Annotated in this window: 11 protein-coding genes; 5 read left to right on the top strand and 6 right to left on the bottom strand. The window is 68.4% G+C overall.

Annotated features, from left to right (window positions below; genetic code table 11):
* Positions 1-78 precede the first annotated feature (78 nt).
* Together metG and CFB35_RS12690 are read right to left on the bottom strand one after the other, a co-directional pair.
* Complete coding sequence (gene metG, locus CFB35_RS12705; RefSeq protein ID WP_089465050.1) at positions 79-2,235, bottom strand: methionine--tRNA ligase; 2,157 nt, start codon at positions 2,233-2,235, stop codon at positions 79-81.
* Between the two features lie 378 nt (positions 2,236-2,613).
* Positions 2,614-3,261 (bottom strand): OmpA family protein, encoded by a 648-nt coding sequence (locus tag CFB35_RS12690; protein WP_059576687.1) that lies wholly within the window; start codon positions 3,259-3,261, stop codon positions 2,614-2,616.
* 352 nt (positions 3,262-3,613) lie between these two features.
* On the opposite strand from CFB35_RS12690, the gene apbC reads away from it, so the two are divergent.
* From apbC to CFB35_RS12665, 5 genes are all read left to right on the top strand, one after another.
* Entirely contained in the window at positions 3,614-4,705 is a 1,092-nt protein-coding gene (gene apbC, locus CFB35_RS12685) for an iron-sulfur cluster carrier protein ApbC (RefSeq protein WP_059576684.1), read from the top strand.
* A gap of 133 nt (positions 4,706-4,838) precedes the next feature.
* Complete coding sequence (gene sodC, locus CFB35_RS12680; protein ID WP_089465049.1) at positions 4,839-5,375, top strand: superoxide dismutase [Cu-Zn]; 537 nt, start codon at positions 4,839-4,841, stop codon at positions 5,373-5,375.
* A gap of 268 nt (positions 5,376-5,643) precedes the next feature.
* On the top strand, positions 5,644-6,213 hold the full coding sequence (dcd, locus tag CFB35_RS12675) for a dCTP deaminase (protein WP_006398615.1): 570 nt from the start codon (positions 5,644-5,646) through the stop codon (positions 6,211-6,213).
* 81 nt (positions 6,214-6,294) lie between these two features.
* Positions 6,295-8,574, top strand: coding sequence for an arginine/lysine/ornithine decarboxylase (locus CFB35_RS12670; protein ID WP_059576678.1), 2,280 nt, complete (start codon positions 6,295-6,297; stop codon positions 8,572-8,574).
* Positions 8,574-9,368 (top strand): lysozyme inhibitor LprI family protein, encoded by a 795-nt coding sequence (locus CFB35_RS12665; RefSeq protein ID WP_059576675.1) that lies wholly within the window; start codon positions 8,574-8,576, stop codon positions 9,366-9,368. Before CFB35_RS12670 ends, CFB35_RS12665 begins: the two co-directional genes overlap by 1 nt.
* 82 nt (positions 9,369-9,450) lie before the next feature.
* Here the strand turns inward: CFB35_RS12665 and CFB35_RS12660 are convergent, their stop codons facing one another.
* The 4 genes from CFB35_RS12660 to CFB35_RS12645 form a co-directional block, all read right to left on the bottom strand.
* Positions 9,451-10,134: an HAD family phosphatase gene (locus CFB35_RS12660; protein ID WP_059576911.1), complete on the bottom strand. Its 684-nt coding sequence runs from the start codon at positions 10,132-10,134 to the stop codon at positions 9,451-9,453.
* Between the two features lie 104 nt (positions 10,135-10,238).
* Positions 10,239-11,648 (bottom strand): argininosuccinate lyase, encoded by a 1,410-nt coding sequence (argH, locus tag CFB35_RS12655; RefSeq protein WP_059576672.1) that lies wholly within the window; start codon positions 11,646-11,648, stop codon positions 10,239-10,241.
* Positions 11,649-11,737: 89 nt separating this feature from the next.
* Positions 11,738-13,981 (bottom strand): fimbria/pilus outer membrane usher protein, encoded by a 2,244-nt coding sequence (locus tag CFB35_RS12650; protein ID WP_373453013.1) that lies wholly within the window; start codon positions 13,979-13,981, stop codon positions 11,738-11,740.
* Positions 13,982-14,150: 169 nt separating this feature from the next.
* Positions 14,151-14,861, bottom strand: coding sequence for a molecular chaperone (locus CFB35_RS12645; protein ID WP_059576669.1), 711 nt, complete (start codon positions 14,859-14,861; stop codon positions 14,151-14,153).
* Between the last annotated feature and the right edge of the window lie 3 nt (positions 14,862-14,864).

Raw genomic sequence — 14,864 nt, 5'->3', positions numbered from 1 at the left:
GTACCGGGCGACGATAAAAAAGCCCCGCACGATTCGACTCGTGCGGGGCTTTTTTGCGCCGGCAGCCGCGCGTTGCGCTTACTTCACGCGCATGCCCGGCTTCGCGCCGCTGTGCGGCTCGAGGATGTAGAGGCCCGGTTCCGCCTTCTCGTCGGTGGCCGACGCGGCGAGCACCATCCCTTCGGACAGGCCGAACTTCATCTTGCGCGGCGCGAGGTTCGCCACCATCACCGTCAGCTTGCCGACGAGCTGCTCGGGCTGGTACGCGGACTTGATGCCCGAGAACACGTTGCGGGTCTTTTCCTCGCCGACGTCGAGCGTGAGCTGCAGCAGCTTGTCCGAGCCTTCGACGGCCTGGCACGCGACGATCTTCGCGATGCGCAGGTCGATCTTCGCGAAATCGTCGATCGAGATCGGCGCGTCGTCGGCGCCATTCGCGGCGGCCGGCTTCGCGTTCGCCTTCGCGTTGTTCTTCGCATCCTTCGCGGCGTTCGCGCTCGCGGCGGCCGCACCCGTTGCCCCGGCCTGCAGCGAATCGCGGTTCGCGGCCAGCAGCGCTTCGATCTGCTTCGCATCGACGCGCGTCATCAGATGCTGGTACGCCTTGATCGGCTGCGCCGACGACAGCGGCTTCCCGGCATCGGCCCACGCGAGCGGCGCGATCCCGAAGAACGCTTCGACCGCTTCGGCGACGCGCGGTATCACCGGCTTCAGCGCGAGCGACAGCAGGCGGAACGCCTCGAGGCTCACGCTGCAGGTTTCGTGCAGCGCGACCGCGTTGGCCGGATCCTTCGCGAGATCCCACGGCTTCGCGCCGTCGACGTACGCGTTCACTTCGTCCGCGAGCTCCATCGTGTGGCGCAGCGCGCGGCCGTATTCGCGTGCTTCGTAGCTCGCGGCGATCTGCGCAATGGCATCGCGCAGCTTCGCGACGAGCGGATGGTTCATCGCGCTGTCCTGCACGCGACCGTCGAAACGCTTGATCAGGAAGCCGGCCGCGCGGCTCGCGATATTCACGTACTTGCCGACGAGATCGCTGTTCACGCGCGCCTGGAAGTCGTCGAGGTTCAGGTCGATGTCTTCCATCGTCGCGTTCAGCTTCGCGGCGAAGTAGTAGCGCAGCCACTCGGGGTTCAGGCCCGTGTCGATGTAGCTCTGCGCGGTGATGAACGTGCCGCGCGACTTCGACATCTTCGCGCCGTCGACCGTCAGGAAGCCGTGCGCGAACACGTTGGTCGGCGTGCGGTGGCCCGAGAACTCGAGCATCGCGGGCCAGAACAGCGTGTGGAAGTACAGGATGTCCTTGCCGATGAAGTGGTACTGCTCGGCCTTCGAGCCGGGGCGGATCCACGCATCGAAATCGACGCCGTTGCGCGCGCACAGGTTCTTGAAGCTCGCGTAGTAGCCGACCGGCGCGTCGAGCCACACGTAGAAATACTTGCCGGGCGCGCCCGGGATCTCGAAGCCGAAGTACGGCGCGTCACGCGAGATGTCCCAGTCGGCGAGCTTGGCTTCGCCGGCGTCGCCGAGCCATTCGCGCATCTTGTTGGTCGCCTCGGGCTGCGCGAGGCCGCTCACCCATTCGCGCAGGAACGATTCGCAGCGCGGGTCGGACAGGCGGAAGAAGTAGTGCTTCGAGGTCTTGCGCACCGGCGTCGCGCCCGACACGACCGAATACGGGTTCAGCAGCTCGGTCGGCAGGTAGGTCGAGCCGCACACTTCGCAGCTGTCGCCGTACTGGTCCTTCGCGTGGCACTTCGGGCACTCGCCCTTGATGAAGCGGTCCGGCAGGAACATTTCCTTGACCGGATCGTAGGCCTGCTCGATTTCGCGTTCGGCGATCAGGCCGGCTTCCCGCAGCGCGAGATAGATCTTCTCGCTCAGCACGCGGTTCTCGTCCGAATCGGTCGAGTAGAAGTTGTCGAACGACACGCCGAAGCTGTCGAAGTCGCGCTTGTGCTCGGCCCACACGCGGTCGATCAGCTGCTTCGGGGTCAGGCCTTCCGCCTCCGCGCGCAGCATGATCGGCGTGCCGTGCGTATCGTCGGCGCCGATGTAGTAGACCTCGTGGCCATGCATTCGCAGCGTCCGCACCCAGATGTCGGTCTGGATGTACTCGACCAGGTGGCCGATGTGGATCTGCCCGTTGGCATAGGGCAGGGCGGACGTAACGAGGATCTGGCGGCCGCCTTGCGGCGCCGCAGCCTGCACGGAAGTGAGGTCGGATGCGGACATAGGGTCTGGAGAAGAACAGCGGGAAAAACGACGGGAAACTGCGATTCTAGCAGGGGCGCGGACCAGCGCGGCGAGCAAGCGCCGCGACGGGGCGGCAGCGGGGACGAGGCCGCACGTGCGGCGTGCCCGGTCGTGTTGTGCTGCGCTGCAGCACGAATTCGGCGGGCAAAAAAAACCGGGGCGGATACGGCCCCGGAGCAACAACGACAAGAGGAGAATGGTGACGCGCCGGCAACACCAGCCGCGTACCGTAAATACTGACCACGGCCTGCGACAGAAGTTCGAAAATTTTTTCGATTTGTTACCGGCCCCGCCCAAAGCCTTGCCGGGCGGGGCTGTGCGGGCAAGGCGCCCGCACGTTTCCCCTCGTGGTCGTGCTTACTGATGCTGTTGCGGCGCGCGCAGGTAGATCTCGACGCGGCGGTTCTGGGCGCGACCGGCTTCGGTCGCGTTGTCCGCGATCGGGTTCGACGGCCCCATGCCTTGCGCCGACAGACGACCGCCGTTCACGCCGCGCTGCACGAGCGCGTTCACGACGCTTTGCGCACGGTTCTGCGACAGCGTCTGGTTCAACTGCGCCGAGCCCGTGCTGTCCGTGTAGCCGACGATCGACGCCGTCAGTTGCGGGTTCTGGTTCAGCGTCGTCGCGAGGTCGTTCAGCAGCGGCGTGAACGCCGGCGTGATCGCGTACTGGTTCGTCGCGAACGTGACCGAGCTCGGCACGTTCAGCTTCAGCGAGCCGTCCGGCTGCTCGGTGACCTGCGTGCCCGTCTGCGCCGCCGACGGCGCGAGCTTGTTCTTGATCGCTTGCCAGTTGTAACCCGTCACGCCGCCAACCAGTGCGCCGACGCCCGCGCCGATCGCCGCGCCCTTGCCGCCGCCGGCCAGTGCGCCGATCCCTGCGCCCAGCGCCGCGCCCGTGCCGGTGCCGACGGCCGTATTGTTGCCTTGCTGCGTGGCGCAGCCTGCCAGCAGTGCGCCGGCGAGTGCGAAGACGGACAGGCGAGTCGCGATTTTCATGTTCATCTTGGATTCCTCTCTTGGTTGAACGAGTCGACAACGACGACAAACAACAGTTATGGCTCCCTGCGCGGGCCGTCCGAAAAAGGAGGGCCGGCCTGCGCTCGCGGCAGCCGCCGAGGCGCTCGCATGCCCTGTCCGTCAGCGGGGCTGTTCGGGCGGGGCGACGCGTCAGCCTCTACAATATAGGCGGTGAGTGGCCGATTTGGCCCTATAGCATGCCGCACGCGAAGAGTGCGCCGGGTCGCGCGTTCGCGCAATGGCGTGCAACAGATTCTTTCACTTTTCCCGATTTTCGCAGCGTAATTTGATATTTTTTGACGTTTGCGCGCGAGAAAAACGTTTTCACGGAGTCTTGATGAGCATTGACCGGGCACAAGTCGACGCCGCGCTGGCGGCAGTCGTCGACCCCAATACCGGCCGCCCGTATGCGGCGAACAAGGGCGTGCGCAACGTCGCGATCGACGGCGACGTCGTGGCGCTCGACGTGGTGCTCGGTTATCCCGCGCGCAGCCAGCACGATGACGTGCGCGCGCGCGTCGCCGCGGCGCTCCAGGGCGTGCCGGGCGTGCGCGACGCGCGCGTCGCCGTGTCGCAGGAAATCGTCGCGCATACGGTGCAGCGCGGCGTGAAGTTGTTGCCGAATGTGAAGAACATCGTCGCGGTCGCGTCGGGCAAGGGCGGCGTCGGCAAGAGCACGACGGCCGTGAACCTCGCGCTCGCGCTTGCCGCGGAAGGCGCGTCGGTCGGCATACTCGACGCCGACATCTACGGCCCGTCGCTGCCGACGATGCTCGGCATCCACGGCCAGCGCCCCGAGTCGCCCGACAATCAATCGATGAACCCGCTCGTCGGCCACGGCTTGCAGGCGAACTCGATCGGCTTCCTGATCGAGGAAGACAACCCGATGGTGTGGCGCGGCCCGATGGCGACGTCCGCGCTCGAGCAACTGCTGCGCCAGACCAACTGGCGCGCGCTCGACTACCTGATCGTCGACATGCCGCCGGGCACCGGCGACATCCAGCTCACGCTCGCGCAGCGCGTGCCCGTCACCGGCGCGGTGATCGTCACGACGCCGCAGGACATCGCGCTGCTCGACGCGAAGAAGGGGCTGAAGATGTTCGAGAAGGTCGGGATTCCGATCCTCGGCATCGTCGAGAACATGAGCATCCACATCTGCTCGAACTGCGGCCACGAGGAGCACATCTTCGGCGCCGGCGGGGCCGAGCGGATGGCGAAGGATTACGACGTGAACGTGCTCGGCAGCCTGCCGCTCGACATCGCGATCCGCGAGCGCGCCGACAGCGGCACGCCGACGGTCGCGGCCGATCCCGAAGGCGCGCTCGCGCGTCGCTACCGCGACATCGCGCGCGGGGTCGCGCTGGCGATTGCCGAGCGATCGCGCGACATGACGTCGAAGTTCCCGTCGATCGTTGTTCAAAATACGTAAAACCCTTGCGGGGCGGGGCCTTACGCTGTTTACGGCGCCGCGAGGCGCGGTATCATGGCGACTTTTCCCGGGTCCCTTTACCCGCCCGGCGCGGCCGCCGTGTCAAACGGCCGCCAGCCGGCATGAGGATCGAATGAAACAACGACATCACGGCGTGCGCGCCGGCCGCGCGCGGCGCGCGCTGCTGGCCGCCGCCGCGCTGGGCCTGCTGGCCGGCTGTAGCTCCTTTTCCTCGTCGCACGAAAAACGGGCCGACGCGCAACTGCAGCCGACGGTCGGCTCGCAGGCGCGCGGCGCGGTGACATTCGTCGAGCGCCCGGACGGCGTGCAGGTCACCTACAACCTGGTCGGCCTGCCGCCGAACAGCGATCACGCGCTGCAGGTGCACGAACGCGGCGACTGCAACGCCGGCGACGGCTCGAGCGCAGGCCCCGTGTTCGCGCCGGCCGCCGACCGGCTGCGCGCCGGGGCGCGCGTCGCCGGCGATCTCGGCAACATCCATGCGGATGCGAACGGCGTCGCGGCCGGCTTCATCGTCGCGCCCGATCTGGCCCTCGATGGCGTGCGCTCCGCGATGAACCGGGCGGCGCTGGTGCACCGCGACTCGAGCGACCCGGCGTTCGCGCAGCATGGCGCGGGGCCCGCGCTGGCGTGCGGCGTGATCCGTTGACGGCCGCCGCGTGCGTGGCCCGATGATCGCGTAAAATGTGCGCCTTTCCCGGCCGCCGCTTCGCGGGTAAGGCCCCCACCGACTGTCACGCAGCGTTTCCAGGCGCCCTGAATATGCAACGACCCCAACGCTCACTTCGTTCGTTGTCCCCCGACGGGACGGCCAGCCGCCCACGGCCGGCTTTGCAAAGCCGGCCGGCTGCGCAGGCGCAGAGCGGTGCTCTGCGAATTCCCTGCTACGCCCTTGGGACGGCCCGGCGGAGGCTGGCATGAGCATCAAGTCCGACAAATGGATTCGGCGCATGGCCGAAGAGCACAAGATGATCGAGCCGTTCGTGCCCGATCAGGTCCGCGCGTCCGAGGACGGCCGCCGGATCGTCAGCTACGGCACGTCGAGCTACGGCTACGACATCCGCTGCGCGGACGAATTCAAGATCTTCACGAACATCAACTCGACGATCGTCGATCCGAAGAACTTCGACGAGGGTTCGTTTGTCGATTTCAAGGGCGACGTGTGCATCATCCCGCCGAACTCGTTCGCGCTGGCCCGCACCGTCGAATATTTCCGCATCCCGCGCACCGTGCTCACCGTCTGCCTCGGCAAGTCGACCTACGCGCGCTGCGGGATCATCGTCAACGTGACGCCGTTCGAACCCGAATGGGAAGGCTACGTCACGCTGGAATTCTCGAACACCACGCCGTTGCCCGCGAAGATCTACGCGAACGAAGGCGTCGCGCAGGTGCTCTTCTTCGAAAGCGACGAGGTGTGCGACGTGTCGTACGCCGATCGCGGCGGCAAGTATCAGGGGCAGCGCGGTGTCACGCTGCCGAAAACCTGATCTGGTTGCATAACGTCTCACCAGTTTCCGGGTGACCGCTGCGCGTGACGCGCCGCGGTCGTTCTTTTTGGAGAATCGCCCATGAAGTTTCGTTTCCCCGTCGTCATCATCGACGAAGATTTCCGCTCCGAGAACATCTCGGGCTCCGGCATCCGGGCGTTGGCCGAAGCGATCGAGAAGGAGGGCGTGGAAGTCCTCGGCCTCACGAGCTACGGCGATCTGACGTCGTTCGCGCAGCAATCGAGCCGCGCGTCGTGCTTCATCCTGTCGATCGACGACGACGAACTCATGCTCGGCGAAACCGGCCCGGACGGCGAGCTGCCCGAGCTCGCGACCGCGATCATCGAGCTGCGCGCGTTCGTCACCGAAGTGCGCCGCCGCAACGCGGACATCCCGATCTTCCTGTACGGCGAGACGCGCACGTCGCGCCATCTGCCGAACGACATCCTGCGCGAACTGCACGGCTTCATCCACATGTTCGAGGACACCCCGGAGTTCGTCGCGCGCCACATCATCCGCGAGGCGAAGGTCTATCTCGATTCGCTCGCGCCGCCGTTCTTCAAGGAGCTCGTCAAGTACGCGGACGAAGGCTCGTACTCGTGGCACTGCCCCGGTCACTCGGGCGGCGTCGCGTTCCTGAAGAACCCGCTCGGCCAGATGTTCCACCAGTTCTTCGGCGAGAACATGCTGCGCGCAGACGTCTGCAACGCGGTGGACGAGCTCGGCCAGCTGCTCGACCACACGGGGCCGGTCGCGGCGTCCGAGCGCAATGCGGCGCGCATCTTCAGCGCCGACCACCTGTTCTTCGTGACCAACGGCACGTCGACGTCGAACAAGATCGTCTGGCATGCGACGGTCGCGCCCGGTGACATCGTGCTGGTCGACCGCAACTGCCACAAGTCGATCCTGCACGCGATCACGATGACGGGCGCGATCCCCGTGTTCCTCACGCCGACGCGCAATCATTTCGGCATCATCGGGCCGATCCCGCGCGACGAATTCAAGCCGGAGAACATCCGCAGGAAGATCGAGGCGAACCCGTTCGCGCGCGAGGCGATGCGCCAGAACCCGGACATGAAGCCGCGCATTCTGACGATCACGCAGAGCACGTACGACGGCGTCGTCTACAACGTCGAGATGATCAAGGACCTGCTCGGCGACCTGCTCGACACGCTGCACTTCGACGAAGCGTGGCTGCCGCACGCGACGTTCCACCCGTTCTACCGCGACATGCACGCGATCGGCGATGGTCGTCCGCGCACCGGCGCGCTCGTGTTCGCGACGCATTCGACGCACAAGCTGCTCGCGGGCATCTCGCAGGCGTCGCAGATCGTCGTGCAGGATTCGGAGAACCGCACGTTCGACAAGCACCGCTTCAACGAGGCGTACCTGATGCACACGTCGACGAGCCCGCAGTACGCGATCATCGCGTCGTGCGACGTCGCGGCCGCGATGATGGAGCCGCCGGGCGGCACCGCGCTCGTCGAGGAATCGATCGCCGAGGCGATCGACTTCCGCCGCGCGATGCGCAAGGTCGACGCCGAATACGGCGACGACTGGTTCTTCAGCGTGTGGGGCCCGGACAACCTGTCCGAGGAAGGCATCGGTTCGCGCGAGGACTGGATGCTGAAGCCGAACGACCACTGGCACGGCTTCGGCCCGCTCGCGGAAGGCTTCAACATGCTCGACCCGATCAAGGCGACGATCATCACGCCGGGGCTCGACGTCGACGGCGAGTTCGGCGAGACCGGCATTCCGGCCGCGATCGTCACGAAGTACCTGGCCGAGCACGGGATCATCGTCGAGAAGACCGGCCTGTACTCGTTCTTCATCATGTTCACGATCGGCATCACGAAGGGCCGCTGGAACTCGATGGTGACCGAGCTGCAGCAGTTCAAGGACGACTACGACAACAACCAGCCGCTGTGGCGCGTGCTGCCGGAATTCGTCGCGCAGCATCCGCGCTACGAGCGCGTCGGCCTGCGCGACCTCTGCACGCAGATCCACGACGTGTACCGCGCGAACGACATCGCGCGCCTGACGACCGAGATGTACCTGTCGGACATGGAGCCGGCGATGAAGCCGTCGGACGCGTTCGCGAAGCTCGCGCACCGCAAGATCGACCGCGTGCCGCTCGACGAGCTCGAAGGCCGCGTGACGAGCATCCTGCTCACGCCGTACCCGCCGGGCATTCCGCTGCTGATCCCGGGCGAGCGCTTCAACAAGACGATCGTGAACTACCTGCGGTTCGCGCGCGACTTCAACGAGCGCTTCCCGGGCTTCCACACCGACATCCACGGCCTCGTCGCGGAAGAGGTGAACGGCCGCGTCGAGTACTTCGTCGACTGCGTGCGCGACTGATGGCGACGCATGGACGAATCCGGACGATGCGCGCGGCGCTGGCCGCGCTCGTCGTCTGGGCGGCAGGATTGACGGGGCTCGCGGGCGCCGGTGTCGCCCATGCGGAAGTCGCGGCGGCCGACCCGATCGACGTCGCGATGCGGCAATGCCTCGCGCGGCGCGACCGGTCGTCGCCGGCCGGGCAGATCCAGTGCATGGGCGAGGCGCAGCAGCAGTGGCAGGCAGTGATGGACGGCGCGTACCAGCGCCTGTTGAAGGATGCGCCGGCCGACGCGAAGCGCGGCTGGCAGGACAGCCAGCGCCGCTGGCTCACGTGGCGCAAGGACGAGGTGCTGCTGCTGAAGGCCGTATACGACACGACACGCGGCACCGCGTATGCGATGTCGAGCGCCGACCTGCAACTGCAGCCGGTGCGCGATCGCGCGCTGGCGCTACGCGGGGCGGCCGATCGCTATGCGCCGCCGCCCGCTGCCGTGCCGGTGGCGGCGACGAGCGGTGCGCAGGGCGGCGCCAAGTCGGCGAACGCGCCCCGCGAGCCGGCGCTGCGCCGCGTGCGGCCGTGTGCGCAGGATGCCGCGTGCGAGCACGCGCTGTTCGACCTGAACCGCTATTACCAGAAGTTGCGCCGCAAGATGCCCGCGCATTCGGCCGCGACGCTCGTGCGCGCGCAGCGCGCGTGGGTGGCGTTCCGCGATGCGACGGCGCCGCTCGTCGGCGAGGACGGGCGCGTCGACCTGATCGGCGCGCGCATCGCGACGATGAAGCGGCTGTCGGAGACGGCCGGCAATCGGTAACGGCTGCCGCGCCGCTGCCGAGCCGGCGACACGACAAAACGGGCACCCGAGGGTGCCCGTTTTGCATGGCGCGGTGTATCGCCTACGCCGGCTGCGACATGCCCTGCAGCCCGAACCACGACGGCACGAGCGCGAGCGCATCGTCGAGCGACGCGAGCACGTGCAGGCTCAGCGCGACGATCTCCGGCGTCGGCGCCTTCAGGTCGGGCACGGTGACGACCGCCGCGCCGGCGCCGGCGGCCGAGAGCGCGCCGAAGTCGCTGTCCTCGAACGCGATGCACGCGTGGGCCGGCACGCCGAGGCGTTCGGCCGCGAGCCGGTAGACGGCAGGGTCGGGCTTGCCGCGCGCGACTTCGTCGCCGCCCGCGACCGCGCGGAAGAACGGCAGCACGCCGACCGCGTCGAGCCGCGCGCGGATCACGTCGCCCGCGGACGACGACGCGACCGCGCACGGAATGCCGGCCTGCGCGAGCGTGTCGAGCAGCGCAAGCGCGCCCGGCTTCAGCGGAAACTTCGGATGGGGCTCCGGGGCGGCGAGCCGCTCGCGCACGCGGACGCGCACCGCGTCGAACGTAGCGGGGTCGCCGATCAGCCGCGCGAGGATCACCTGGCCTTCGGCGAACGAGCGGCCGACGATCTGCAGGTAATCGATCTCGGTCAGCACGACGCCGTGCGCGTTCGACACGTCGATCCACGTGTTCATGATAGTCCGCTCGGAATCGACGAGCAGGCCGTCCATGTCGAAGAGCGCGGCGGAGAAGGTCATCGGGAGCATCCGTGAAGCGGTGAAGCGGGGAAGGCGACGAGCGGCACGATGGCCGCCCGAATGAAAAACGGACGCCGCGGGCGTCCGTCCGGAACCGCGGGCCGTTACTGGCCCAGCGCGGCGCGGGCAGCCTTGGCGGCCGCACGCACCTGGTCGGGCGCGGTGCCGCCCGGGTGGTTGCGGCTCGCGACCGACCCTTCGAGCGTCAGGTAGCCGAACACGTCGTCGCCGATCAGGTGCGCGACGTTCGGCAGTTCCTGCTTCATTTCGTCGAGCGTCAGATCGGCGAGGTCGATGCCGCGATCGTCGCAGATCTTCACCGCGTGCGCGACGGCTTCGTGCGCGTCGCGGAACGGCAGGCCGCGCTTGACCAGGTAGTCGGCGAGGTCGGTGGCGGTCGAGAAGCCCTGCAGCGCGGCCGCGCGCATCGCATCCGGCTTCACGGTGATGCCGGCGACCATCTCGGCGAAGATCCGCAGCGTGTCGGCGACGGTGTCGACCGTGTCGAACAGCGGTTCCTTGTCTTCCTGGTTGTCCTTGTTGTACGCGAGCGGCTGGCCCTTCATCAGCGTGAGGAGCGCCATCAGGTGGCCGTTCACGCGGCCGGTCTTGCCGCGCGCGAGCTCGGGCACGTCGGGGTTCTTCTTCTGCGGCATGATCGAGCTGCCGGTGCAGAAGCGGTCGGCGATGTCGATGAAGCCGACGCGCGGGCTCATCCACAGCACGAGCTCTTCGGAGAAACGCGACACGTGCGTCATCACGAGCGCCGACGCCGCCGTGAATTCGATCGCGAAGTCGCGATCGGACACCGCGTCGAGCGAGTTCGCGCAGATGCCGTCGAAGCCGAGCGTCTTCGCGACCGCGTGGCGATCGATCGGATAGCTGGTGCCGGCGAGCGCGGCCGCGCCGAGCGGCAGGCGGTTCACGCGGGTGCGGCAGTCGCGCATGCGTTCCGCGTCGCGCGTGAACATCTCGACGTATGCGAGGAGATGGTGGCCGAACGTGACCGGCTGCGCGACCTGCAGGTGCGTGAAGCCCGGCATGATCGTGTCGGCGTTCTGTTCCGCGAGGTCGATCAGCGCGCCGCGCAGGTCGTTCAGCAGGCCGCCGATGCGGTCGATCTCGCCGCGCAGCCACAGGCGGATGTCGGTCGCGACCTGGTCGTTGCGCGAGCGGCCCGTATGCAGGCGCTTGCCGGCATCGCCGATCAGCGCGGTCAGGCGCGCCTCGATGTTCAGGTGGACGTCTTCCAGGTCGAGCTGCCATTCGAATTCGCCACGCTCGATCTCGCCCTTGATCTGCGCCATCCCGCGTTCGATCGCGGCCAGGTCGTCGGCGCTGATGATCTTCTGCGCGGCGAGCATGTTCGCGTGCGCGAGCGAGCCGGCGATGTCGACGAGCGCGAGGCGCTTGTCGAAAAACACCGACGACGTGTAGCGCTTGACCAGCTCCGACATCGGTTCCGAGAAGCGGGCCGACCAGGCCTCGCCCTTTTTGTGCAGTTGGGACGTCATGGCGATTCTTCGAAGGGGAGTTGGGCGGCCGTGCGCCGCCGAGGGAATCCCGCGATTCTAACATTCGCGAAGCGGGCGGCCGGCGCGCGCTAGCGCGGGCTGCAGGTCAGCGGGCCGATGCGCGGCAGCGTGCCGTCGTCCGGCCGCCGGTACGCGAATTCGACGGTGCAGTCGCGGCCGCCGCCGGAGATCTCCAGGTGGTTGTTCGCGACGAGGCCGTCGACGAAGGTCAGGCCGTCGTAGCCGACGATCGTGCGCTGGCCGCTTTCGACGTGGCGGACCTCGAGCCCCGGCGGAAGCGGCGTGCCGTCCGACGCGCGCAGCGCGATCGACGCGGCGCTGTAGCGCGTGATGGCGAAGTGCGCGAGCACGCCGGAGCGGGCCTGCGGCACGACGTCGAGCGTCGTGTCGGCGATCCGCGCGTCGGCCGGCAGCGCGCTGCCGTCGATCGCGATGCGATTGTTCTGGTACGCATTCAGGTCGGGCACCAGCAGGTAGCCGGCGTGGTCCGTCGCGCCGATCAGCCGGTTCTGGTGTAGCACGGGCACGCGCCCCGTGTCGGTCGAGACGAGCGCGAAGCCGTCGTCGACGCGGCGCGCCGTCATCACCCGGCCATCCATCAGCACGAACGCGCCGGTGACGTCGACCGCCGCGTTGGCGCGCCCGTCGAACGATTGCGCGAGCAGCGTGAGCTGGCCGGCGCGGCCGAGATACTGCAGCTGGCCCTGCCCGTAGCGCGTGCCCGCTTGGGTGCCGGCCTGCACGTTCCAGCCGAAGCCGCCGCCGTAGTCGGGCGGCCGCGATGCATTGAGCGTGTAGGTCGATTCGCCGTTCTGCCGCCCGGCGTTCGCGGAGACAGACGTGTTGCCGCCCAGCCCGATGCTCAGGCTCACGAAGAAGCCGCGCGCATCGCGTTGCCGGAAGTCCTGGAAGCCGCTGAACGTGATCGAGGTCAGCCCGCCCAGATTGACGAGGTAAGCGATCGAGCCGATCCGCGACGCGGCGACGCCCGGATACTCGAGGGCCAGATAGCTGAACGACAGCGTTTGCGCGCGCAGGAACGGGAACGACACCGTCACGCGATCGGTGGCGCGCGAGACCGGCACGCCTTCGCGGCTGCCCAGGTCGATGTAGTCGCCGAATGCGCGCAGGGTCTGCGCGTCGATCGAGAAGCGCGGCGTCACGTACTGGTAGCCGACGCCCGCCTGCACGCCGGTGCTGCCCGGCGCGCTGAGCGCCAGCGACGCGTTCGCCACGCCGCGCTCGCCGAGGCGTGCGAGCACGCCGGCGCCGGCGTTGTAGACGCCGGCCGTCGCTTCCCCGTGCGCTTCGACGGTCAGCCGCTCGCTGATCCCGTAGCGCAGCGAGCCGCTCGCCGCCGGCGTGCGCGCGTAGTCGAACGAATCGGTGCCGTACGCGCGGCGCAGGAAACCGGCTTCGACCGAATAGCTGGCGAGGCCGGGGGCCAGCAGGCGCGTATCGACGTACAGCGGAATCGACGTCGCGATCGAGCGGCCGAGCGCGTCGCGCGTGACGACCGTCGCGTTGCCCGCGCCGGTGATGCCCGGCACGCTGTTGATCACGAATGGCCCGCTCGGCACGTCGCCGCTGAACTGGCGCACGTTGTTGACGTACAGGTCGACCGACGTCGGCACGACCGCGCTGCCGGACAGCGCGGGCACCGGAAACGTGACGAGGTCGGGGCGCAGGCCGAAATTGCTGCGCCACTGCACGCCGCCCAGGCGCAGCGAGCGCGTCCAGGACAGCGACGACGAAATCGTGTCGCCGACCTGGGTCGTCGTGAGCGTGCGGGGATTCGAGCGGGTCCAGGACGTGTCGTAGCGCACGTAGCGCCGGCGGTCGTCGTACAGGTACGCGATGCCGGTGCTGCTGAGTACGCCGGCCGGATCGAAATAGCGCGCCTCGCTCCAGACCGCGAGCGGCGCGCGTGCGACGGTTTGCGCGTAGGCATCGTAGTTCAGCACGAAGCCGCGGCCGGACGTCGCCGGCGGCGCGGCGGCGAGCGCGCGCGTATCGAACGTGTGCGGAATGCGCAGTGCATCGGGCACGCGCAGGTCGAGCGTCTGCCGCCCGGCGTCGTAATCGTAGTGCAGCCCCGCGAGCGTATCGAGCGCGACGAGCGTGTTCGACGGTGCGTTCGCGGGGCCGCCGGTCGCGATGCCCAGATCGTTCAGGTCGGCGGAGCCCGCGTACAGCCGCCCGTCGATCTGCCGGAACCGGGCGATCCGGTGCGTCGGTTCGCCGTTGAGCGACACGTCGAGATACAGCCCGTCGGCTTGCGCCGCGGCTTCGGACACGGCGGCGGCCGGCATCGGCGCCGGCTGCGCGCATACGGCGGGCGCGCGCAGCGCGAGTATCAGCGCCAGCGCGAGCAGCGCGGCGGTGGGTCGGGCCGGCCCGGCGTGTCGCGCGGGGCAGTCGGCCCGGAGGATCTTGCTCGGCGTCGGCACGGGCAACGTCGTGCGATCCTGCCCGGGTGGCTCAGGGCACCGGCAGCCGGGCTTCGACCGGCTGCGCGTTGACGGTCGCCTGGATCTTGACGAAGGGCGCGCCGGCGTCGAGCTTGAGCGGCCAGCGTCGCGTGCTGCCCGCGAGCGCATAGCCGAGTAGCCCGCGCGTGATCTCGTGGACGCCGCCTCGCGCATCGACCAGCCGGACCGCGGAAATCTGCGCCCGCCGTCCGCCGCGATTGTCGACCGCGAGCCGCATGCCGGTCCCGTCGGATTCGATGCGCCAGTCGAGGCGCGGGGACGCTTGCGCGGCGTCGGGCTCGACGAATACGGGCACGGAATAGCGCAGCCGGATCGTCACGCCGTTGTCGACCGGCGCGCCCGGCGCGGGCAGTTCGTCGATCAGCACGCGATAGCTCTCTTCTGCGGCCGGCGTGCCGCGGCTCGTGCGCACGAGCCGGATCAACTGCTCGGCGTTCGCGTCGATCTGCAGCAGCGGCGGCGACGCGGCGAGCGCGTCGGTCGGCGTCATCACGTCGGTGCCGTTTTCCTGCGTCCAGCGATAGGTGCGGACCTGGCCGTAGATCGGCCGCCCGCCCGGGTTGCTGAGCGTCATGCTCGCGGCTGCCGCCGAAGGCGGCAGCTCGATCGTCACGGGCGTGATCTGCAGCGTGGCGGCATGCGAAACCGCCGCCGCCCACCCGACGCACAGCGCGGCAAAGGCGCGCGGGAACAATCGCACGGC

The organism is Burkholderia sp. AU16482, from assembly GCF_002223285.1.
Classification (GTDB): domain Bacteria; phylum Pseudomonadota; class Gammaproteobacteria; order Burkholderiales; family Burkholderiaceae; genus Burkholderia; species Burkholderia semiarida.
This window is presented reverse-complemented; position numbering and strand designations above follow the sequence as displayed.